This window comes from Gordonia iterans (assembly GCF_002993285.1).
In the GTDB taxonomy this organism is placed as follows: domain Bacteria; phylum Actinomycetota; class Actinomycetes; order Mycobacteriales; family Mycobacteriaceae; genus Gordonia; species Gordonia iterans.
In genome coordinates this window covers 867,441-886,712 of sequence record NZ_CP027433.1, presented here as the reverse complement: position 1 = coordinate 886,712, position 19,272 = coordinate 867,441, and the positions used below count along the sequence as shown (strand labels likewise).

Annotated in this window: 22 protein-coding genes; 5 read left to right on the top strand and 17 right to left on the bottom strand. The window is 68.2% G+C overall.

The annotated features are described in order from the left end of the window. Positions 1–155 precede the first annotated feature (155 nt). The 12 genes from C6V83_RS04075 to C6V83_RS04020 all read right to left on the bottom strand — a co-directional run bounded on the left by C6V83_RS04075 (position 156) and on the right by C6V83_RS04020 (position 12,157). Positions 156–800: a hypothetical protein gene (locus C6V83_RS04075; protein ID WP_105941315.1), complete on the bottom strand. Its 645-nt coding sequence runs from the start codon at positions 798–800 to the stop codon at positions 156–158. Next, positions 797–1,798, bottom strand: coding sequence for a hypothetical protein (locus C6V83_RS04070; RefSeq protein ID WP_159067435.1), 1,002 nt, complete (start codon positions 1,796–1,798; stop codon positions 797–799). Before C6V83_RS04070 ends, C6V83_RS04075 begins: the two co-directional genes overlap by 4 nt. Then, the gene (locus C6V83_RS04065) at positions 1,762–3,195 is read right to left on the bottom strand and encodes an MCE family protein (protein ID WP_105941313.1); all 1,434 of its coding nucleotides are present in this window, start codon (positions 3,193–3,195) and stop codon (positions 1,762–1,764) included. Before C6V83_RS04065 ends, C6V83_RS04070 begins: the two co-directional genes overlap by 37 nt. Further along, complete coding sequence (locus C6V83_RS04060; RefSeq protein ID WP_105941312.1) at positions 3,195–4,475, bottom strand: MCE family protein; 1,281 nt, start codon at positions 4,473–4,475, stop codon at positions 3,195–3,197. The genes C6V83_RS04065 and C6V83_RS04060 overlap by 1 nt, the downstream gene beginning before the upstream one ends. Continuing rightward, positions 4,475–5,776: an MCE family protein gene (locus C6V83_RS04055; RefSeq protein WP_199832583.1), complete on the bottom strand. Its 1,302-nt coding sequence runs from the start codon at positions 5,774–5,776 to the stop codon at positions 4,475–4,477. Before C6V83_RS04055 ends, C6V83_RS04060 begins: the two co-directional genes overlap by 1 nt. Before the next feature lies 1 nt (position 5,777). Further along, on the bottom strand, positions 5,778–7,031 hold the full coding sequence (locus tag C6V83_RS04050; protein ID WP_105941311.1) for an MCE family protein: 1,254 nt from the start codon (positions 7,029–7,031) through the stop codon (positions 5,778–5,780). Beyond that, complete coding sequence (locus C6V83_RS04045) at positions 7,028–8,128, bottom strand: MCE family protein (protein ID WP_234353851.1); 1,101 nt, start codon at positions 8,126–8,128, stop codon at positions 7,028–7,030. The genes C6V83_RS04050 and C6V83_RS04045 overlap by 4 nt, the downstream gene beginning before the upstream one ends. Further along, positions 8,121–9,293: an MCE family protein gene (locus C6V83_RS04040; protein ID WP_105941310.1), complete on the bottom strand. Its 1,173-nt coding sequence runs from the start codon at positions 9,291–9,293 to the stop codon at positions 8,121–8,123. Before C6V83_RS04040 ends, C6V83_RS04045 begins: the two co-directional genes overlap by 8 nt. A 3-nt stretch (positions 9,294–9,296) precedes the next feature. Continuing rightward, positions 9,297–10,148 (bottom strand): MlaE family ABC transporter permease, encoded by an 852-nt coding sequence (locus tag C6V83_RS04035; protein WP_105941309.1) that lies wholly within the window; start codon positions 10,146–10,148, stop codon positions 9,297–9,299. A gap of 2 nt (positions 10,149–10,150) precedes the next feature. Further along, on the bottom strand, positions 10,151–10,915 hold the full coding sequence (locus tag C6V83_RS04030; RefSeq protein WP_105941308.1) for an MlaE family ABC transporter permease: 765 nt from the start codon (positions 10,913–10,915) through the stop codon (positions 10,151–10,153). A 75-nt stretch (positions 10,916–10,990) separates the two neighbouring features. Then, complete coding sequence (locus tag C6V83_RS04025; RefSeq protein WP_105941307.1) at positions 10,991–11,875, bottom strand: 3-oxoacyl-ACP reductase; 885 nt, start codon at positions 11,873–11,875, stop codon at positions 10,991–10,993. A gap of 90 nt (positions 11,876–11,965) precedes the next feature. Then, the gene (locus C6V83_RS04020) at positions 11,966–12,157 is read right to left on the bottom strand and encodes a ferredoxin (RefSeq protein WP_105941306.1); all 192 of its coding nucleotides are present in this window, start codon (positions 12,155–12,157) and stop codon (positions 11,966–11,968) included. A 94-nt stretch (positions 12,158–12,251) separates the two neighbouring features. On the opposite strand from C6V83_RS04020, the gene C6V83_RS04015 reads away from it, so the two are divergent. Together C6V83_RS04015 and C6V83_RS04010 are read left to right on the top strand one after the other, a co-directional pair. Next, positions 12,252–13,436 carry an acyl-CoA dehydrogenase family protein gene (locus tag C6V83_RS04015; RefSeq protein WP_105941305.1) on the top strand — a complete coding sequence of 395 codons (1,185 nt, stop codon included), beginning with the start codon at positions 12,252–12,254 and terminating at the stop codon, positions 13,434–13,436. A gap of 33 nt (positions 13,437–13,469) precedes the next feature. Beyond that, positions 13,470–14,570, top strand: coding sequence for an acyl-CoA dehydrogenase family protein (locus C6V83_RS04010; RefSeq protein WP_105941304.1), 1,101 nt, complete (start codon positions 13,470–13,472; stop codon positions 14,568–14,570). Here the strand turns inward: C6V83_RS04010 and rpsR are convergent. From rpsR to rpmB, 4 genes are read right to left on the bottom strand one after another with little or no spacing between them, the layout of a single operon-like run. Further along, on the bottom strand, positions 14,557–14,790 hold the full coding sequence (gene rpsR / locus C6V83_RS04005) for a 30S ribosomal protein S18 (protein WP_105941303.1): 234 nt from the start codon (positions 14,788–14,790) through the stop codon (positions 14,557–14,559). The genes C6V83_RS04010 and rpsR overlap by 14 nt on opposite strands. Next, positions 14,790–15,095, bottom strand: coding sequence for a 30S ribosomal protein S14 (gene rpsN, locus C6V83_RS04000; protein ID WP_105941302.1), 306 nt, complete (start codon positions 15,093–15,095; stop codon positions 14,790–14,792). The genes rpsR and rpsN overlap by 1 nt, the downstream gene beginning before the upstream one ends. Positions 15,096–15,104: 9 nt before the next feature. Beyond that, a complete protein-coding gene (gene rpmG, locus C6V83_RS03995) occupies positions 15,105–15,272 on the bottom strand; it encodes a 50S ribosomal protein L33 (protein ID WP_105941301.1) in 168 nt (55 codons plus the stop codon). Beyond that, the gene (rpmB, locus tag C6V83_RS03990) at positions 15,272–15,508 is read right to left on the bottom strand and encodes a 50S ribosomal protein L28 (RefSeq protein WP_105941300.1); all 237 of its coding nucleotides are present in this window, start codon (positions 15,506–15,508) and stop codon (positions 15,272–15,274) included. The genes rpmG and rpmB overlap by 1 nt, the downstream gene beginning before the upstream one ends. 97 nt (positions 15,509–15,605) lie before the next feature. Here rpmB and mrf point away from each other — a divergent pair, with 97 nt between their 5' ends. Next, entirely contained in the window at positions 15,606–16,952 is a 1,347-nt protein-coding gene (gene mrf / locus C6V83_RS03985; RefSeq protein WP_234353850.1) for a ribosome hibernation factor-recruiting GTPase MRF, read from the top strand. Beyond that, the gene (locus C6V83_RS03980) at positions 16,949–17,194 is read left to right on the top strand and encodes a type B 50S ribosomal protein L31 (protein ID WP_105941299.1); all 246 of its coding nucleotides are present in this window, start codon (positions 16,949–16,951) and stop codon (positions 17,192–17,194) included. The genes mrf and C6V83_RS03980 overlap by 4 nt, the downstream gene beginning before the upstream one ends. A 27-nt stretch (positions 17,195–17,221) precedes the next feature. Here C6V83_RS03980 and C6V83_RS03975 read toward each other — a convergent pair whose 3' ends face one another. Further along, positions 17,222–18,364, bottom strand: a complete 1,143-nt coding sequence (locus C6V83_RS03975; RefSeq protein ID WP_407646241.1) for an NAD(P)H-dependent flavin oxidoreductase — start codon at positions 18,362–18,364, stop codon at positions 17,222–17,224. A gap of 70 nt (positions 18,365–18,434) precedes the next feature. Between C6V83_RS03975 and C6V83_RS03970 the strand changes: the two genes are divergently transcribed. After that, positions 18,435–19,232: a crotonase/enoyl-CoA hydratase family protein gene (locus tag C6V83_RS03970; RefSeq protein WP_105941298.1), complete on the top strand. Its 798-nt coding sequence runs from the start codon at positions 18,435–18,437 to the stop codon at positions 19,230–19,232. Positions 19,233–19,272 lie beyond the last annotated feature (40 nt).

Genomic DNA, 19,272 nt, shown 5'->3' with positions numbered 1-19,272 from the left:
AGCACCGTCGTTTCGCACCGCTGCCGGTCCGAAATGAGGGTGCCCGGCAGTCTCATCTCGTTGTGGCACCGTCGGTCGACGGTGCCACAACGAGATTGGTGTGCCCGGCACCCTCGTCTCGACCTCGACCGAGACCCAGACCCAGACCCAGACCGTTATCCGGTCGGTACCGGCTCCGGGGTGGGCGTCGGTTCGGACGACTCGGCGGCCGGGCTGCTCGGCGGGGGTGAGACCGGCATCGAGGTCTCGGGCCGCGGAGTGCCGTCACGCTCGGCGACCAGGTCTTCCAGGGTCTGGTCGGTGAGGATCTGTGCGTCGTTGATCAGCCACTTTCCGCCGCGGAACTCCATCGTGTAGACCACCCGGCTCGGGTTCACCTGCACGTCCTCGGTCCCGGCGCGGGACGCCGACTGGTTGATGAACAACAACACCTTGGCGGTGTCCCGGGTGTTCTCGACGACGCCCGACCCCTGATCGGTGACCGTCGCGACCACCTTCTGCTGCTTGATCTCCTCGGCGATCCGCTCACCCAGGATGTAGCGCTCGTACTCCTCCTTGGCCTTGCCGGTGAGCACGCCCATCATGAAGTTGATGTTGTCCGACACGTTCTCCGGCGTCCAGGCGTACATCTTCTGCACGTACTCGCGGGCCGCCGTCAGCGCGCTCTCCCGGGCGTTCTCCTCGGCGCGCGCGCCCCCGTACATCACCCCGAGCACGATCGTCACCACTGTCGCGGCGACCACCAGCGCGGTGAAGACCGCCACCGCCACGCTGCGCACACTCACCAACCGCCCGCTCACCAGACGAACTCCAATTCGGTCACCTTCAGCTCGCCGTTCAGGCGGGTCATCCCGACCTGATAGCGGAAGGTCTGGAACAACGGAGCCTCGTCGGCGTCCTTGCTGCGATGCTCCCAGCCCACTACCATCAGCACCTCGCCCTCGTCGGGCGTCGCCTTGCTGACCGCTTCGGTCAGAACGGTGGTCTTGGTCTCCGCGTCGCCCTGCCGGATCAGTTCGGAAACGGTCTTCATGTTGTCCCGGAACACCTGCTGCGCCCGGCCGCTGGTCTTCTCCATCGCGAGCTTGTACATGTTGTCGGCGTTCTCGGCGTCGAGCGTGGTCATCTGCACCACCACTTGCCGGGCGAAGGTCGCGTACTCGGCGCGCAACTCGCGCTCGTCCTGGATCTCCGCGTACCGCATGCCGAAGAAGATCGACAACACGGTGCCGGCCACCAGCACCACGGTGCCGACGCACAGCCCCACCACCCAGAGGGCGGTCCGCTGGTCAGTCGGACCGGACGACGCCGCCGTACCGGACTTCTTCGCCGAGGCGGCGGCTTCCCGCGCGGTACGACGACGCTGCGTCGCCACCCGGCGATCGCGGTAACCGACCGCGACCGATTCGGGTGCCGCGTCCGCGTCGTCCGCATCAGTGTCGGCAGCGTCCGCGTCGGCAGCGTCCGTATCGGCAGCGTCCGCGTCGGCAGCGTCCGTGTCGGCGGCGTCCGTGTCGGCGGTGTCCGCGTCGCGAGAAGCCGGATCGACTGTGTCGTTCCGGTCGTCGGCACCGGGATCTGCCCGATCCTCACCGATCCCGGGTATCGCCGACTTCTCGACGCTCTCCGGCCCGGACTTCGCCTGCTTGTCCGGTTTCGGCGTGCCCGCCCGGCGCTTGCCGGCCTTCTGCTTGCGGCCCAGTGGGCTGCTCTTCTTCACCACCGGGGCCGGGCGCTTCGCCTGGTCTTCGTCGTCGGAGTTCAGGACTCCACCGTCTTCGTGATCAGCTCGTACCATTCGGTCTTCTTCGAACCTGCCTGCTCGCCCAGTCCGGCGTTGTAGATCTTGCCGTCCGGGCCGATGAATTCGCCCGTGTCTGGATCGTACGTGGTGGCGTACGTGGCGGGCGTCGGGTCATGGGTGGTCGGGGTCCCCGGGACCAGGTGGCCCGCGGGTTGCCGCGGAAGGTTGGTGAACGGCAACCCGTTGGGGAACGCGACGTTGTCGCGCGGCGACGCCTTGAATCCGGTGCGGCATTCCTCCGGCGTGGGCGCCCGGCGGCCGGGGAACTCCACACACGGGAAGTTGCGGGCACCGCGCACGCTGGACTGCGCATTCTGCGGCAGTCGGCACAACGTCCCCGGGGGTACGTCCTGCGGAGTCTGGGCATCGGGGAAGCGCCAGTCCTTCGGCGGCACGAAGCCCACCGTGCACGTCGGGGGATCCTGGAAGCCCAGGGTGAAGTTGACGTTCGGTCCGTGCCGGTTGGAGCCGTTGTTGATCGCAGTGATCAGCGTGGCGAGCACTCGCGGATAGAGCACGATCGTCTGCTGCAGATTCGGCAGATACACCGCCATCGTGCGGGCGTTCACCGAAAGGTTGCTGATCGCCACCGGGAACGACTCGCTGATGTCGTCGAACAGCTTCGTCGCTGCGGTGGCGGTCCCGGGCCCCTTCTGCAGGATCCCGGTGATGTTCGTCTTGTGCGAGCGCAGCGTGTCGGTGGTGACGGTGAGGTTGCGCGTCCACGCCCGGATCTGGGCGGCCGTCTGGTTCTGCGTGCCCAGGACGGGGCCGGCCTCATCGATCAGGTCGGTCACCGCGTCGACGTTCCTGTTCGCCTCGCCGACGAACAGGATCATCGAGTCCAGGAGCCTGCGCAATTCCGGTGCGGTGCCGTTGAACGCCAGGAAGGTCTGATCCATCACCTCGCGCAACTGGGTGTTGCCGACGGCTTGCAGCAGGGCATCGGCCTGGTCGAGCATCGAGGAGATCTCGACGGGCATGTCGTCGTCGTTCACGACGACGGTGTCGCCGCCGCGCAGGAACGCGCCGGCCGGCTTCTCCGGCGGGGTGAACTCGACGAACTGCTCACCGACGGCCGAGACGCTGCGCACCGTGGCGGCGGAGTCCTTCGGGATGTCGTCGGTGCCCGAGCGAATGGTCAACTCCGCCTCGACGCCGTCCGGGGTGAGCCACATGCCCGTCACCTTGCCGACGTCGACGCCGCGGAAGCTGACGTTCGCGTTCTGGTACAGGCCGCCGGATGCGGGCATCTGGAGCGTCACCCGGTAGCTGCCGACGCCGAGCATCTGCGGGATGCGGATGTAGAAGATGCCGACGACCAGGATCGCGATCACCGAGACGATCGCGAAGACGGTGAGCTGGCCGCGGATGAAACCGGTGATCTTCATCAGTTGCCCTCCCGCTTACTCGTGGTCGGGGCTGTGGTCCGGGACGGGGTCTTGCCGTCCGGCGCCTTCTTCTCCGGCGTCTTCTTCTTGGGCGCCGGGACGTTGCGGTTCCGGTCGAAGGGCGCGCGCAACGGATCGGTCGACTTGCGCGCATTACCCGCGGACGTGCCCAGGAGCCCCTCCGGCCCGGTCAGGCCGACCGAGGTGAGCATGGTCCTGTTGAGCCGGTCGAAGGTCAGGTCCAGCACCAGATCCGAGTTGACGTAATCGCCCTTGACGATCGTCGAGATCTGCTCCTGCAAGAACGGGAAGGTCAGCAGGATCCGGAGCGAGTTGGTCAGCGCGGGGCCGGTCTGGGCGAGTTGGGACAGCAGCTTGTTCATGTTGGGCGCGACGACCTTCAGGTCGTCGGCGCCCCGGGCCATGATCTCGTTGGCGGTGGCCGACAGATCGCCCACCGCGCCCAGCGAACCGATCAGGTTGGTTCGCTGGTCCACCAGCAACTGCAGGATCTGCGGGCCGGAGTCCAGGGCGCGCTGCACAGTCGGCTCCTGCTCGTTGATGCGTGCGGTCAGCCGCGCCAGACCGTCGGTCGCGGCGATGATGTTCTCGGTCTGCTCGTCCAGGTCGGACACCAGGGTGTTCATCCGCGGAATCAGGGTGCTCAGTTCTTCGCCACGGCCGCCCAGCGCATCACTGAGTTCGGAGACGATCTCGCCCATCTGCGCCAGACCGCCGCCGTTGAGCACCACCGACAGCGAGCTGAGCACCTGTTCGGTGGTCGGATAGCGGCACGGATCGATGTTCTGCGCCAGCGTGACGCCCGGAACCCCCTGCCCCTCCGGGCGCGGCAGGTTCGCCGACTCGGGGCAGTCGACCTGCTCCAGGCTGTCGCCCGGCGCGACGTACTGGCCGCTCGGTTCGGCCGGCGGCACGATCTCCAGGTGAGAGGAACCCAGCACGCTGGTCATGCCGATCATCGCGTACGACCCCTTCGGGATGCGCACGTCCTTGTCCAGGCGGATCGTCACCTCGGCAGCCCAGTCGACCACCTTGATGTCCGCGACGCTGCCGACCGTCGCATCGGTCATCATCACCGGGGCGTTGCGCACCAGGCTCGCCGCGGACGGGATCGTCGCGCTGATCTGGTAGGCGCCCTCACCGGTGCCCTGGGCGCCGATCGACGAGAGCGAGGCGACATGGTCGCCGCACGCCGCCAGCGGGAAGAGCAGGGCCGACGCGGCGACGACCGCGAGGAACTTGCGACTGTGACGCTTCATCAGTTCCTCCCGAACGGCAGGAGGAGCTTGAGCATCGGATCCGGCGGATTCGGCTTGGTGCTGTCGACGTCACGCTCGCCCACACCGGCCTGCGCCCGCCGCTTCACGCTCTCGTTCTGATACGTGATCATGCTGGGCGTGGCGGCCCGCCCGATCAGCGGATTGGCCGCGAACGGCGGGAAGTTCACCGCGATGTCCTTGAGGATCGGCGCGAGCAGATCGACACACTTCTCCACGCCCTCCTCAGTGTCCAGCGGACGTTCGGTCGCGGCCAGCGAGCCGCACAGCAGCGTGATCAGGTTGTTGCCCATGCCGAGTCCGAAGACGCCGTCGAGGGAGCCGGTGAGCGGGTTGTAGATGTTGTAGAAGTTCGCGAGCTGGTTGGGCGCCGAATGCAGCAGACCGCGCAACCCCTCGTCGTTCCGCTTGAGCGTGGCGGTGAACGGGGCCATCTTGTCCACCGTCGCGGCCATCGTCTCGGTGTTGGCGTCCAGGAAGGTCTTCAGTTCGCCGAGCGCCTCGTCGAGGTTGTCCATCGCATCGCCGAGGGCCTCGTCGCTCTCGGCCAGCACACTGCTCACCGAGGCCATCCGGCCGTTGAACTGGACCAGCTGCTGATGGTTCTGCGCGAGCAGACCGGTCAGCTTCTGCAGTGCCTTCACGGTGGCGAACAGGTCGTCCCGGTTCTCCGAGAGGGTGCCCATCACCGTGGACATCTCGCGCAGCGCGATCGCCATGGCCTGGCCGTTCCCCTCGAGATTGGCCGCGGCCACGTCGATCGCCTTGGCGGCGGTACCCGGGTCGACGACGCCGTCGTCGCCGGTCTGCGGCCCGAGCACGTTGCTGAGCTCATCGAGCTGCTTCTTGACGTCGTCCCACTCCATCGGCACGGCAGTGCGCTCCATCGGGATGTCGGTGTTGCCGTCGGAGATCATCGGTCCGGTGGTGTACGACGGCGTGAGCTGGACGAACCGACCGGACACCAGCGACTGCGCGACGATCACCGCGCGCACATCGGTGGGGACGGGCACGTCGTCGTCGATCCGCATCACCACGCGGACGTTCCGGCTGCGTGGCTCCACCTTGGTCACCGTGCCGACCTTGACGCCGATCACGCGGACGGGGTCGCCCTCGTACAGGCCGGTGACCGACGGGAAGTACGCGGTGAGGGTGCGGGTGGTCGCTTTCTGCCACCCGAGCGAGGCCAGCATGACGACCAGCACCGCCACCAGGACGGCCGCGGCGACCGCGATCACCTTCTTGGTCGTCGACAGTGCGGACAGTTTCTGAGACACGGACATGTCAGCGCCCTCCCGTCGTCGACGTCGGCGCACCGGTGGGCCGCGAGGTGCGGTTCGGCGGCTGCGGCGGGCGGCTCGAGGGCGTCGGGCGCTTCACGTCCGGGGCGCTGCGGCGCGGCGCCTCACCCCAGTTGCCCGGGAGCAACGGGAAGCCGGAGTACTTGATGAAATACTCGGCCGCCTCCGGGTATTTCTGGCCGAGCACGCGCAAGAAGGTGCCCATGTAGTCGCCCCAGGTCGGCAGGCCCACCAGCGACGAGAAATATGGACCCGAGCTCACCGCTTCACCGAGGATGTTCGCGTACGGGCCGAGATTCTCGATGGCGTCGCTGAAGTTGTCGGCGTTGTCGTTGAGGATGTCCAGCACGCGGTTGAACTTCTTGAGCACCGGGGTCAGCTGTTCTTCGTTGTCCTTGACGAAGCCCGTCAGCTCGGCGGTCAGGTTCTTGGTGCCGACGATCACCTGCCGGATGGCCTCGCGCCGCACCTGCAGCTCGCCGAGCAGCAGGTTGGCGTCGATCAGCATCTTCTGGATCTGCTCGCTCCGCGCGCCGACGATCGACGAGACGCCGCGGGCCCGTTTCAGCAGGTCGTTGAGCGCGTTGTCGCGGTCGGCGATCACCGTCGCCAGCCGGCCGACCCCTTCGACGGCGCCGCGCATCTCCGGCGGAGTGTCTTCGAAGGCCTCGGACACCGTCGTCAGCGCCTTGTCGAGTTCCTCGGTGTCGGTCTCGGTGAGCGTGGAGACCGAGTCTTCCAGTGCGTCGCTCAGCGAATACGGTGCGACGGTCTGGTCGACGGGGATCACTCCGCCCGGACGCAGTCGCGTGTCGCCGAGCGGCATGATCGTCAGGTTCCGTCTGCCCAGCACCGTCTCGGTCTTGATCGCTGCGCGCGAGCGGTCGCCGATCTGCACGGTGTCGTTCAATCGGAAGACGATCTTGGCCTTCAACCCGTCGGAGGTGCGCGCCAGGTCGATGGCCTTGACGTCGCCGACGTGCACCCCGGCGACCACGACCTGATCGCCGGTGCTCAGGCCGCCGGCATCGTCGAAGTAGACGTCGTACGTGCTCACCTGGCTGACGAAGGGCAACCGGTCCATCTGCAGCGCCGTGATGACCAGCATCGCCGTCAGCACCACGCCGATGACGCCCATCGACACGCGCGAACGCCTGCCTTCCCGGCGCGGCCGGATCGGCTCGGGCAGGTCGTCCTGCGCGGACGTGTTCTCGTCGTTCGTGTTCGGCTCACTCATGGCGTCGATCCGTCACACCTCCCCCCGGCCTTGGTCTTGTCCCCCATCGCGTCGATGGCGGTGAAGTAGTACTGGGTGTCGCCCGGTCCCGGCAGCTGCAGGCGGATGCGGCAGAAGTAGATCTGCAGCCATGCGCCGTAACTGCCGAGGTTCGAGAGCGTCTTGAAGTCCCCGGGCAGTTCGGAGAGCAGGTTCCGGATGAACGGTTCGGCCTGCAGCGCCTGGTCCGAGGTGGCACCCAGCGACGCCAGCGAGCCCTTGATGTCCGGACGGGTGGTCTGCAGCAGGTCGGCCATGGTGTTCGACGCCGACGCCGACTGGGTCAGGAACCGGCCGATCACGTCGCGGTCGCCGGACAGGCCGGAGACCAGCTGCTGCAGGCGGTCCACACTCTGGTCCAGGCCGTCGTGGTCGGCTTCCAGGATGCCGAGGGTCTTGTTGAGGTTGTCGATCACCGAGCTGATCAACCGGTCGCGGTCGGCCAGGGTGTTGGTGAACGAGTCGGTGGCCGACAGCAACTGCTGCAGCGCGGGTCCCTGACCTTGGAAGACCGCGATCAGAGCCTGGGACAGTTCGTTGACCTGATCGCCGCTGAGCGTCCGGAAGAGCGGCTTGAAGCCGCCCAGCAGATTGTCCAGGTCGAGCGCGGGTTCGGTCTGCGCGAGGGGGATCTGGGCGCCGCCGTCGAGGTATTCACCCGGCGGGCCGAGGCCGGCCGCGAGCTCCATGTACCGGTCGCCGGTGAGGTTCTCGTAGCGGATCAGGGCCCGAACCGACTTCGGCAGGCGGTACTCGTTGCGGACGGTGAAGGACACCTCGGCCACGTTGTCCCGATTCAGGTGCACTTCGTCGACCACTCCGACGTCCACCCCGGCGATCTGCACATCGCTGCCGGCCTTCATCGCCGAGGCGCTGGTGAACAACGCCGTGTAGCTGGTGGTGCTGCCCGACTGATACCGGCTGAACACCATCACCAGCGCCGTCATCACCAGCACCATCACCACCACGAAGGTGGTCAGCTTGATGACGGTCGCCCGGAAGGCGCGGGCCCGCTTGGCGACCAGGTCATCGGCCGTCACATATCCGGTCTCAGCCACGGGCGGGCCCCCCGAACAGCAGATTGAACAGCTTGAAAGGCTGCACCTTGGCCGTGGTGCGGGGCTGGTACGGCTGCGGCGCGTTGTCGATCACGTAGAACTTCACCGGCTTCTTGGCGTCGACGTCGGTCAGGCCGCCCTCGCAGGTGGGCGGGCCGTCGCCACGCACCTCGGGCAGGTCTTGCGGATACCGGTACGGGTCCTGGCCGGGAATCAGGCCGGCGTCGAGCAGGAGCATCCCGTTCCGCCCGCCGAGGAGCGGGACGGCGACGTCCGAGGCGTTGGAGGCGGCGGTGATGAAGCAGCGCAGTCCCGGCGCCTGATACCCGAGCAGAGACATCACCGGATTCAAGTCGGACAGGGTGGACATCAGGTCCTTCTTGGACTCGGCGAGTACCCGGTTTCCGGCGTTGGCCATGCCGGTCACGTTGATCAGGAGTGCGTCGAGGTTCGCCGTGTTGTCCACGAGGAGGTCGCCGATCACCGTGGAGTTGTCGATGATCCGCATCAGGTCGGGCATGGCGTCGGCGTAGACGCCGGTCGCGCCCGCGGCCTCCTCGAGGAGCCGGTTGAGCTGGGGCAGATGCGGCTCAGTCTTGCCCAGCACCGTATTGAGCTCGGACAAGGCGACCCCGAGGTCTTCGCCGTTGCCGGCGAGCGCACCGGACACCGCGCTCATGGTGACCGTCAGCTTCTCCGGCTCCAACTGGGCCAGCACGCTCACGAGTTCCTGGTAGACGGTGTTGAGTTCGACGACGACGTGCTCGGCGCTGATCGTCATGCCCCCGCGCAGCTGTCCCGTCGCACCCTCTTCCGGGACCACCAGGTTCACGTTCTTGGCGCCGAAGATCGTGTTCGACTTGATGTCGGCGCGCACGTTCGCCGGCACGTACTGCAGGCGAGCGCTGTTCATGTCGAGCTCCAGGACGGCGTGATCGCCGTCGTTCCGGACGCTCGTGACCCGGCCCACTTCGATGCCGCGCAGGGTCACCTTGGCCGCCGGGTTCATCACCAGGCCGGCGCGCGGGGCCACCAGGGTGACCTTCTGGGTGCTGGTGAACCAGCCGAGGAACTGGCCGGTGGCCAGCACGACGACGCCGATCAGCGCACTGATCATGATCACCGCGGCAAGCTTGCGCACCAGCCCTGACCTGTGTCTCTGCATCGCTCAGCCCGCCAGGTTGAAGTTGCCGTCGGCGCCGTAGATGGCGAGGGAGGTGAGCAGGGTGATGACGACCACCACGACCAGCGACGCGCGCACGGCGTTGCCGACGGCGACGCCCACGCCGACGGGGCCGCCGGACGCGTTGTAACCGTAGTAGGTGTGGATGAGCATGACGGCGATCGCCATGCAGATCACCTGGACGAACGACCACAGGATGTCCGAGGGGATCAGGAAGGTGTCGAAGTAGTGGTCGTAGACGCCGGACGACTGGCCATACAGGACGACGGTCGCGAAGCGGCTGGCCAGGAACGAGGCGAGCGCTGCCAGTGAGTAGAGCGGGATGATCGCGATCATGCCCGCCACCAGTCGGGTGCTCACCAGGTACGGGACGGACGGGACCGCCATCACTTCGAGGGCGTCGATCTCCTCACTGACCCGCATCGAACCCAGCTGCGCCGTGGCTCCGGCGCCGATCGTCGCGGCGAGCGCGATCCCGGAGATCACCGGCACCGCGATACGCACGTTGATGAACGCCGAGAAGAAGCCGGTCAGCGCCTCGACGCCGATATTCGCCAGCGAGCTGTAGCCCTGGACGGCGATGGTGCCGCCGGTGAACAGGGTGAGGAAGCCGACGATCACCACCGTGCCGCCGATCAGCGCGAGTGCCCCGGTGCCCATCGAGATCTCCGCGATCAGCCGGAGCGTCTCCTTCTTGTACTGCCGCAGGGCACGCGGGATGGACACCACGGCGTCCCAATAGAAGAGCGCCTGGTCGCCGATCCGGTTCCAGTCCTCGCCGGCGCGCTTGTACGCCACCCGCGCGGTGAGCAGTCTCGTCGTCTCCGGTAGCACCATGGTCAGCCCGCCGTCGCTTTCAGTCCGACCGCGGTCACCACGACGTTGATCACGAAGAGCGCCATGAACGAGTAGACGACGGTCTCGTTGACCGCATCGCCCACCCCCTTGGCGCCGCCTTTGACGTTCAGCCCGCGATAGCAGGCGACGAGTCCGGCGAAGAGTCCGAAGAGGGCTGCCTTGACCATCGAGATGACCAGTTCGGGCAGACCCGTGAGCAGGGTGAGGTTGGCGATGAACGCGCCCGGGTTCACGTCCTGCAGGTACACCGAGAAGACGAAGCCGCCGGCCAGGCCGATGGTGCACACCAGGCTGTTGAGGAGCAGGGCGACGATGGTGGAGGCGATCACGCGGGGAACCACCAGCCGATGCATCGGGTTGATGCCGAGCACCCGCATCGCGTCGATCTCCTCGCGGATGGTGCGGGCGCCCAGGTCTGCGCAAATCGCCGTGGCACCCGCTCCGGCCACGATCAGCACGGTCACGATCGGACCGATCTGGGTGATGGTGCCCAGCGCCGCACCGGCGCCGGACAGGTCCTGTGCGCCGATCTCGCGGAGCAGGATGTTGAGGGTGAAGCTCACCAGCACCGTGAACGGGATGGCGACGAGCAGCGTCGGGACCAGCGAGACACGGGCGATCGCCCACGCCTGTTCCACGGTCTCGCGCGCCTGGAAGGGTCGGCGAAAAAACTCGCGCGACGTCTCGACCGACAGCGCGACGAAGTCGCCGACTCCCCCCAATGGGGCGGCAAGCCTGTTCAGCAAGTCCCCTCCTTGTCCCAACCGGGGGTGAAGCTATCACGACCGGCGTCCAGGAGCTCACACCTCACGATCCGGCGCTCAAATGAGATTCTGCGCTGAGAACGTCCCACCATCAGCGCTTTCGAAGAAGCCGCCCAAGCTGCCCGCCAGTGCCCCCGGCTCCCAGCGGTCGCCGTCGGCGGTGAACACCTCACGAACGGTCGGCGCCCCCATCAGCATCACCTTCGGGCCGTACACCACGAAGACTTGTCCGCTGACGTCCGCAGATTCGGGTCCGGCGAGGTACCTGACCAGGGTCACCACGTGCTCCGGAGAGAGCGGATCGACCTCCCCCTCGGGTGCCTCGCCGAACACCTGCGCCGTCATCGCGGTGCGTGCGCGCGGGCAGATCGCGTTGGCACAGACCCCGTATCGCCCGAGAGCGCGGGAGGCCGAGAGGGTCAGCGCGGTGATGCCCGCCTTCGCGGCGCCGTAGTTCGCCTGACCGGCGGGACCGAGCAAGCCGGCCTCCGACGAGGTGTTGATCAGCCGCCCGTACACCGGTTCGCCGGTCTGCTTGGACAGCGACCGCCAGTAGGCCGCCGCGTTGCGGTTGAGCAGGAAGTGCCCGCGCAGATGCACGCGCACCACCGCATCCCACTCGTCGTCGGTCATGTTGAACAGCATCGCGTCGCGGGTGATGCCCGCATTGCTGACGACGACGTGCAGGCCGCCGAGCTCCTCGGTGGCCACGGTCATGATCCGGGCGGCCGTGTCCGCATCGGCGATGTCGCCGGCGACCGCCACCGCGGTGCCGCCCGCCTGCTCGATCTGCTCGGTGACGTCGCTGCGTTCGAGGGAGGCCGCCAGATCGTTGACGATCACCGTCGCCCCGTCGCGCGCCAGTCCGATCGCCTCCGCGCGACCCAGGCCGTCGCCGGCCCCGGTCACCACGGCCACTCGCTGCGTCAGCGGTTGCCCCATGTTCACGCTCCACTCCACTCGGTCAAAACTAGAACAAGTTCTAACATGACCGAGGCTCCGGAGCGAGACCTTTCGCGATCACCACGCGGGTCACTCCTCCAGCCGCAGGGCCGAGCGCGGACAGCTCGCGACCACTTGGCGCATCTCCTCTTCCCGCTCCGCGGGCACCTGTTCATCGAGAATCACCAGGTAGTCGTTGTCGTCGAGCTCGAAGACGTCAGGCGCCATCCCCACACAGACCGCATTCGACTCGCACAGGTCGAAATCACACGTCACTCGCATCGCTTCCTCCACCGTTTCGCCGGCCCGGGTGTTGACGGACCCGTGAATACACGTTAGAACGTGTTTCAGAAACAGCCAAGCAAGGGAGCCCTCAGTGCGGATCGCCTACACGCCCGAACAGGAGTCGCTGCGCCGCGAACTGCGGGCCTACTTCGCCGGCCTGATGACGCCGGAGCGACGGCGCGCGCTCACCGGCGGCGAGGGTGAACTCGGCGAGGGCGACGCGTACCGCGACGTGGTGCGCCAGATGGGCGCCGACGGCTGGCTGGCCCTGGGCTGGCCGACCGAGTACGGCGGCGCGAACCGCTCGATGATGGACCAGCTGATCTTCACCGACGAGGCGGCGATCGCCGGCGCGCCGGTGCCGTTCCTGACGATCAACTCGGTGGCGCCGACGATCATGGCCTTCGGGACGGACGAGCAGAAAGAGTTCTTTCTGCCGCGGATCGCCGCAGGTCAGCTGCACTTCTCGATCGGCTACTCCGAGCCGGGCGCGGGCACCGACCTCGCCTCGCTGCGCACCACGGCGATCCGTGACGGCGACGAGTACGTGATCAACGGCCAGAAGATGTGGACCAGTCTCATCCCGTACGCGGACTACGTGTGGCTGGCTTGCCGCACGGACCCGGAAGCACCCAAGCACAAGGGCATCTCGATGCTGATCGTGCCCACGTCGTCCGACGGCTTCTCGTACACGACGGTGCACACCATGTCCGGGGTCGACACCTCGGCCACCTACTACGAGAACGTGCGGGTGCCGGACACGGCGCTGGTCGGCGCGGAGGGCGGCGGCTGGCCGCTGGTCACCAACCAGCTCAACCACGAGCGCGTGGCGCTGTGCAGTGCGGCGCCGATCCAGACGGCACTGCGCGAGACCGTCGCCTTCGCCCGCGCCGAGTGCGCCGGCAACCGGCGCCTGATCGAGGTCCCGTGGGTCGCCGCGAACCTCGCCCGCGTCCACGCCAAGGTCGAGTTCCTCAAGTTGATCAACTGGAAGGTCGCCTCGATCGCCGCACAGGGCGGGTCCCCGTCGCCGGCTGACGCCTCGGCCACCAAGGTGTACGGCACGGAGTTCGCCACCGAGGCCTACCGGCTCCTGATGGAAGTGCTCGGCCCGTCCGCCACGCTCCGTGCCGGCAGTCCGGGCGCGCACCTCGCCGGACGGCTCGAGCGCTTCGCCCGCACGTCGCTGATCCTCACCTTCGGAGGCGGAACCAACGAGGTCCAGCGCGACATCATCGGCATGCTGGCGCTGAAACTGCCTGCGGCCCGGCGCTGAACACCCGCCACCGGAAGGAGACGAGAACCCCCCATGGACTTCACCCCCACCGAGACCGCAGCCGAGGCCGGCGCACTGGCCGGCGACATCGCGAGCAGCATCAGCACCGCCGAGCGCATCGCCGAGCTGGAGGCCGCACAGGCCCCCCTGGACGTCCGGCTCTGGCGCGCACTCGGCGAGGCAGGCCTGCTCGGAATCGGCGCCGACGAGACGCTGGGCAGCGAGGAGACCGTCGCCGTCGCCACGGCGCTCGGCCGCAGCCTGGCCCGCGTGCCCTACGGTCCGCACGCCGTGGCCGCTCTCCCTGCGATCGTCGAGTTCGGCTCCCCGGAGCTGCTCGAGCTGCTGGCCGTCGGGGCCGCCGACGGCGCCGTAGTGCTCGGCGCCGCCTTCGAGGAGGATCTCGGGGTCTCCGTGATCGCTCCGTCTACCCGGCTCGCCGACGGCCGCCTCACCGGCGCCAAAGTGAATGTGCCCTATGCCGACGCCGCCGACCACCTGCTGGTGAACGCGCTCGGCCCGGACGGCGCGACGGTGGCGGTGGTCGCCACGGATGCGCGCGGCGTCACTGTGATCGAGACCCCGAGCACCGGCCTGACTCCCGTCTACTCCGTCGAGTTCGACGACGTCACGGTCGACGCGGCGCACCTGCTGCGCGACGGCGCGTCGACCGTGGTCCGCGTCGCCGATCTCCTCCGGCTTGCAGTCGCCGCCGATCAGTCCGGCGTGGTGGCAGCAGCCCTGGAGGCGACGGCCGAGTACGCCCGCGAACGCGAACAGTTCGGCCGGGCGATCGGATCGTTCCAGGCGGTCGCCCAGCGGCTCGCCGACGGCTACATCGACGTGCAGGGACTGGCGCTCACCGTCGCCCAGGCCGCGTGGCTCCTCTCGCCGGATTCGGGCGCCTCCCAGGCGGAGATCACCGCCGCCGTGGCGACCGCCAAGTTCTGGGCCGACGAGGCGGGCCACCGAGTCGCCCACACCGCGGTGCACGTGCACGGCGGCGTCGGCCTGGACACCTCACACCCGGCACATCGGTACTTCTTGCGTGCCAAGCAGAACGAATTCACCCTCGGCACCGCACCGGTGGTGCTCGACGAACTCGGGAGCCTGCTCGCCGTCAGCGGGTGCTGAACGGCAGCAGGGCCATTTCCCGGGCGTTGCGGACGGCCGTCGCCAGCTGGCGCTGCTGTTGCGGCGACAGTCCGGTGACCGCGCGCGAGCGGATCCGGCCGCGATCGCTGAGGAACTTCCGCAGCGTCGCGGTGTCCTTGTAGTCGAAGGTCAGACTCGAGTCCGCCTTGCGCGCCGGACGCTTGCGCTCCCCGGCCTTGCGCTTCTTCTGCGTTCCCATCACCAGCTCGCTTTCGAGATCCCGGGCAGTTCGCCCTTGTGCGCCATCTCGCGGAAGCGGATCCGGGAGATGCCGGCCTTCCGCAGATAGCCGCGCGGACGGCCGTCGACGGCATCCCGGTTGCGCAGCCGCACCGGGCTGGCGTCACGAGGCTGCCGCATCAGCTCCCGCTGCGCGGCATCGCGCTGGTCCGGCGTGCTCGCCGGATCGACGATGATCCGCTTCAGTTCGGCGCGCCGCTCGGCGTACCGGGCGACCACCTCTCGTCGTCGTGCGTCCGCGACGATCTTGGACTTCTTAGCCATGGATTCTCCTCAACGTTCTTCCCGGAAGTCGACGTGCCGCCGAGCGACCGGGTCGTACTTGCGCAAGACCATCCGGTCGGGGTCGTTGCGGCGGTTCTTGCGGGTCACGTACGTGTAGCCGGTGCCTGCGGTGGACTTGAGCTTCACGATCGGACGGACGTCGGTGCTCTTGCCCATCAGAACTTCTCCCCCGCCGCGAGCCGGCGTGCGACCACCGCGTCGATGCCGTCGCGGTCGATGATCTTGATTCCGTCCGTGCTGACACGCATGGTCACCTTCCGGCGCAGGCTGGGCACCCAGTACGTGCGACGCTGCACATTCGGCCGCCACTGACGCGACGTGCGCCGGTGCGAATGCGAGACCTGCTTGCCGAAGCCCGGCACCTTGCCGGTCACCTGACAGCGAGAACTCATGCGTCCTCCTTAATGAAAACGATTGGCGTTACGACCCAGGCGACGGTACCGTACGTGGCAACGCAATGGAAATCGTTCCCAACAAGGAGGCAATCGAGTGGACCTGCGCACCCCGGTGACCCTGGTGACCGGACTCAACAGGGAAGCCAATGCCCGCATGGCGAACGCCCTGGCCGTCCCCGGCACCGCATTCATCTCGCACGATCTGCGCGCACTGCCGCTCGGCTACGTCGTCCGGCAGACGCGCACCGTGATCGGCGACGCCGATCAGTTCGCCATCGAGGGCGTGCCGCTGGAGCACGGCTGCGCCACCTGCACTCTCCGGTACGACCTGCTGCCGATGCTGCGTACGCTGCACCGCACGGACGGCGTCGAACGCATCGTCGTGGTGCTCGATCCGGCCTTCGAACCCGAGCCGGTGGTCGCCGAGATCCTCGGCACCCTCGTGGAGACCGACGACCTGCCCGAGGGCGTGGCGGGCGACGACGTCGTCGTGCGGGCGACGGTCACCGCGGTCGACGGTGCGGCCTGGCTGAACGACGCCACCGGCGACCTCACCCTCTGCGAAGCAGGCCTCTCGGAGGTGGAAGACGAACGGACTCTGGCCCAGGTGGCCGTCGCGCAGGCCCGCTTCGCCGACGTCCTGGTGGCCGAGTGCTCCGGCGATCCCGACGACCGCTATGAACAGGCGCGCCTGTGCGCGGCGCTCCGGCGCATCAACCCCGCCGCGATCCAGACCGTCCTGCATCCGGGAGACCCGTTCGGGCCGCGGGAGTTGCTGGTCTCGCTGGCCGCCACGCGCCCCGAGTCGCGGCGGGGACGGCTGCACACCGCCTTCGATCCGTTGCTCGACGGGTGCCCGCCGCTCGAGTCCGACTGCGGCATCGCGGTGGTGACCTTCGAGGCCGACCGGGCGTTCCACCCCGAACGGCTGCACGACGCCATCGACGTGCTGCTCGACGGCGTGATCACCGCGCGGGGCCGGCTCTGGCTCACTTCCAGCCCGGACGACGTTCTGTGGCTCGAATCCGCCGGCGGCTCCCTCGGCGTCAGCCGGGTGGCCCGCTGGATCGCCGCGCGCGGCGAGGACGAACTGTCGTCGGTCACGCCGGAGGTGCGCGCCATGGCGTCCCTGCGCTGGGACGACGAGCACGGCGACCGCCACTCGTCGATCGTCGCGGTGACGCACCGCGCCGAGCCCGCCGAGATCGAGCAGGCGCTGCGCGATGCCCTCCTGACCGACGACGAACTCGCCCGGGGCGCCGACTATCTCGCCGCCCTGCCCTCACCGTTCGGCGACATCCATCTGGACCCCTGCGACTCCAGCTCCCCGAGCAAAGCCTCCAGCTCCCCGAGCGAAGCCTCCAGCTCCCCGAGCACAGTCGAGGGGGTCGCTCGCGACCTCGCCGCCGATTCGATCAACTCTGAGGAGACCACCCGATGAAACCCGGAATCCACCCCGCCTACGGCCCCGTCGTCTTCCGCGACGCATCCACCGGTAGCCAGTTCCTGACGCGGTCGACCGCCACCTCCGCCGAGACCGTCGAATGGGAAGACGGCAACGTCTACCCGCTCATCGTCGTCGAGGTGAGCAGCGACTCGCACCCGTTCTGGACCGGCAGCCAGCGCCTGGTCGACTCGGCGGGCCGCGTGGAGAAGTTCAACCGCAAGTACGGGCGCGGCTGACCTCGTCCGTTCGGGCTTCGACGCGGGTCAGCCCAGCGTCGAGTCCATCCGGGCGACGGCCTGTTCGTACTCCGCGAGCAGACCGGCGATCAGGTCCGCGACCGGCACGATCTCGTTGCAGCGGCCGACGATCTGGCCGGCCGGCATCGCCACCACCTCCGGGTCGTCGCTCTGCGAGATCCGGGCGTGCGCCTCGCCGACGAGCAGGTTCTGCAGCGGCATGGGCAACGGCTCCGGCGCATTCGCGGCGTCCCACGCGTCGGTCCACTTGGTCTTGAGCAGCCGCGCGGGCTTGCCGGAGTAGATGCGCCGGCGGACGGTGTCCCGGGAGGTCGCGCTCAGCAGTGCCTTCTGCACCGTCGACGGACCGTCGCCGGTGGCGCCGAGCCGGTACTCGGCGGCGGTGAGCCAGTAGGTGCCCATCCACACGCCCTGCGCGCCGAGAGCGATCGCGGCGGCCATCTGCCGGCCGCTGCCCACGCCGCCCGCGGCCAGGACCGGCGCGATGTCGCCGACGGCGTCGACGATCTCCGGCCAGAGCACCATCGAGGTGACCTCGCCGGTGTGACCGCCGCCCTCGTACCCCTGGGCGATCACGATGTCGACCCCGGCCTGGACATGGTGCAGGGCATGCTCTTTCGTGCCGGCCAGGGCCGCGACGGCGACCCCGTTCTCATGGGACTGCGCGATGACGTCGTCCGGGGGCGACCCGAGCGCGTTGGCGATGAGCTTGATCTGTCCGTACTTGCGCGCGTGTTCCATGGCGACGTCCACGTGGCTTCGCGCCACCGAATGGAGCCAGCCCAGCACACCCGTGTTCACGCGGTCTGATCCGTCCGCCAGGGGCGGGACGCCGAGGTCGTCGAGGGTGCGTTCGACGAAGGCCCGATGCTCGGGCGGGATCATCGTGTCCAGGTCGGCCTTGGCGCCCTCGGTCGGGATCTTGGCCGGCATCACGACGTCGACGCCGAACGGCTTGCCGTCGGTGTTCTGATGCATCCACTCCAGCACCTCGTCGAGCTCACCGGGGTCGTTGAAGCGCACGCAGCCGAGCACTCCCAGTCCGCCGGCGCGGCTGATCGCCGCTGCGACCTCCTGACTGGGCGTGAAGCCGAAGACGGGCAGGTCGATGCCGAAGCGCGTAGCGAGTTCGGTGCTGATTCTGGCCATGCGTCAAAACTAGAACGTGTTACTGTTCTGCGGCAAGAGGTAGGTTCATTTCCCCACGTCAGGAGATCCGATGCCGGACACCAACGCCCCCGAATGCCTGGTCGAGAAGCGCGGCCACGTCCTGATCGTCACCATGAACCGGCCGCAGGCGCGCAATGCTCTGTCCGGCGAGATGATGCGGATCATGGTGGAGGCCTGGGACCGGATCGACGACGACCCGGACATTCGCGTCGCGATCCTGACCGGCGCCGGCGGCTACTTCTGCGCGGGCGCCGATCTCAAGGCCATGAACCGTTCGGCGCCCGGCGACTCGTTCGCACAGGGCGGCTGGGACCTGACCAAACTCCCCGCGCTGCTCAAAGGACGACGGCTGACCAAGCCGCTCATCGCCGCGGTGGAGGGGCCGGCGATCGCGGGCGGAACCGAGATCCTGCAGGGCACCGACATCCGGGTCGCCGGCGAAAGCGCCAAGTTCGGCGTCTCCGAGGCACGCTGGGGCCTGTTCCCGCTAGGCGGAAGCGCCGTCCGCCTGGTCCGGCAGATCCCGTACACCGTCGCGTGCGACCTGCTGCTGACCGGCCGCCACATCACCGCCGCCGAGGCCAAGGAGTACGGCCTGATCGGCTACGTGGTGCCCGACGGCTCCGCGCTCGACAAAGCCCTGGAGATCGCCGACCAGATCGCCGCGAACGGCCCCGTCGCCGTGCAGGCGATCCTCAAGACCATCCGCGACTCCGAGGGTGTGCACGAGGAAGAGGCCTTCGTCGCCGAAGCCCAGCTCGGCATGAAGGTGTTCGGCTCCGCCGACGCCAAGATCGGCCCCCGCGCCTTCGCGAACAAGGAGAAGCCGGTCTTCACCGGGGAGTAGCAGCCGCCTCAAGCCGCTTGACGGGTCCGCTCTTGCCGCG

What these genes read in the sequence shown, in the direction of transcription:
- C6V83_RS04070 (WP_159067435.1), bottom strand. Translation starts at nt 1,798, where the DNA reads ATGGTACGAGCTGATCACGAAGACGGTGGAGTCCTGAACTCCGACGAC.
- C6V83_RS04065 (WP_105941313.1), bottom strand. Translation starts at nt 3,195, where the DNA reads ATGAAGATCACCGGTTTCATCCGCGGCCAGCTCACCGTCTTCGCGATC.
- C6V83_RS04060 (WP_105941312.1), bottom strand. Translation starts at nt 4,475, where the DNA reads ATGAAGCGTCACAGTCGCAAGTTCCTCGCGGTCGTCGCCGCGTCGGCC.
- C6V83_RS04055 (WP_199832583.1), bottom strand. Translation starts at nt 5,776, where the DNA reads ATGTCCGTGTCTCAGAAACTGTCCGCACTGTCGACGACCAAGAAGGTG.
- C6V83_RS04050 (WP_105941311.1), bottom strand. Translation starts at nt 7,031, where the DNA reads ATGAGTGAGCCGAACACGAACGACGAGAACACGTCCGCGCAGGACGAC.
- C6V83_RS04040 (WP_105941310.1), bottom strand. Translation starts at nt 9,293, where the DNA reads ATGCAGAGACACAGGTCAGGGCTGGTGCGCAAGCTTGCCGCGGTGATC.
- C6V83_RS04035 (WP_105941309.1), bottom strand. Translation starts at nt 10,148, where the DNA reads ATGGTGCTACCGGAGACGACGAGACTGCTCACCGCGCGGGTGGCGTAC.
- C6V83_RS04025 (WP_105941307.1), bottom strand. Translation starts at nt 11,875, where the DNA reads ATGGGGCAACCGCTGACGCAGCGAGTGGCCGTGGTGACCGGGGCCGGC.
- C6V83_RS04020 (WP_105941306.1), bottom strand. Translation starts at nt 12,157, where the DNA reads ATGCGAGTGACGTGTGATTTCGACCTGTGCGAGTCGAATGCGGTCTGT.
- C6V83_RS04010 (WP_105941304.1), top strand. Translation starts at nt 13,470, where the DNA reads ATGGACTTCACCCCCACCGAGACCGCAGCCGAGGCCGGCGCACTGGCC.
- rpsR (WP_105941303.1), bottom strand. Translation starts at nt 14,790, where the DNA reads ATGGGAACGCAGAAGAAGCGCAAGGCCGGGGAGCGCAAGCGTCCGGCG.
- rpsN (WP_105941302.1), bottom strand. Translation starts at nt 15,095, where the DNA reads ATGGCTAAGAAGTCCAAGATCGTCGCGGACGCACGACGACGAGAGGTG.
- rpmG (WP_105941301.1), bottom strand. Translation starts at nt 15,272, where the DNA reads ATGGGCAAGAGCACCGACGTCCGTCCGATCGTGAAGCTCAAGTCCACC.
- rpmB (WP_105941300.1), bottom strand. Translation starts at nt 15,508, where the DNA reads ATGAGTTCTCGCTGTCAGGTGACCGGCAAGGTGCCGGGCTTCGGCAAG.
- C6V83_RS03980 (WP_105941299.1), top strand. Translation starts at nt 16,949, where the DNA reads ATGAAACCCGGAATCCACCCCGCCTACGGCCCCGTCGTCTTCCGCGAC.
- C6V83_RS03975 (WP_407646241.1), bottom strand. Translation starts at nt 18,364, where the DNA reads ATGGCCAGAATCAGCACCGAACTCGCTACGCGCTTCGGCATCGACCTG.
- C6V83_RS03970 (WP_105941298.1), top strand. Translation starts at nt 18,435, where the DNA reads ATGCCGGACACCAACGCCCCCGAATGCCTGGTCGAGAAGCGCGGCCAC.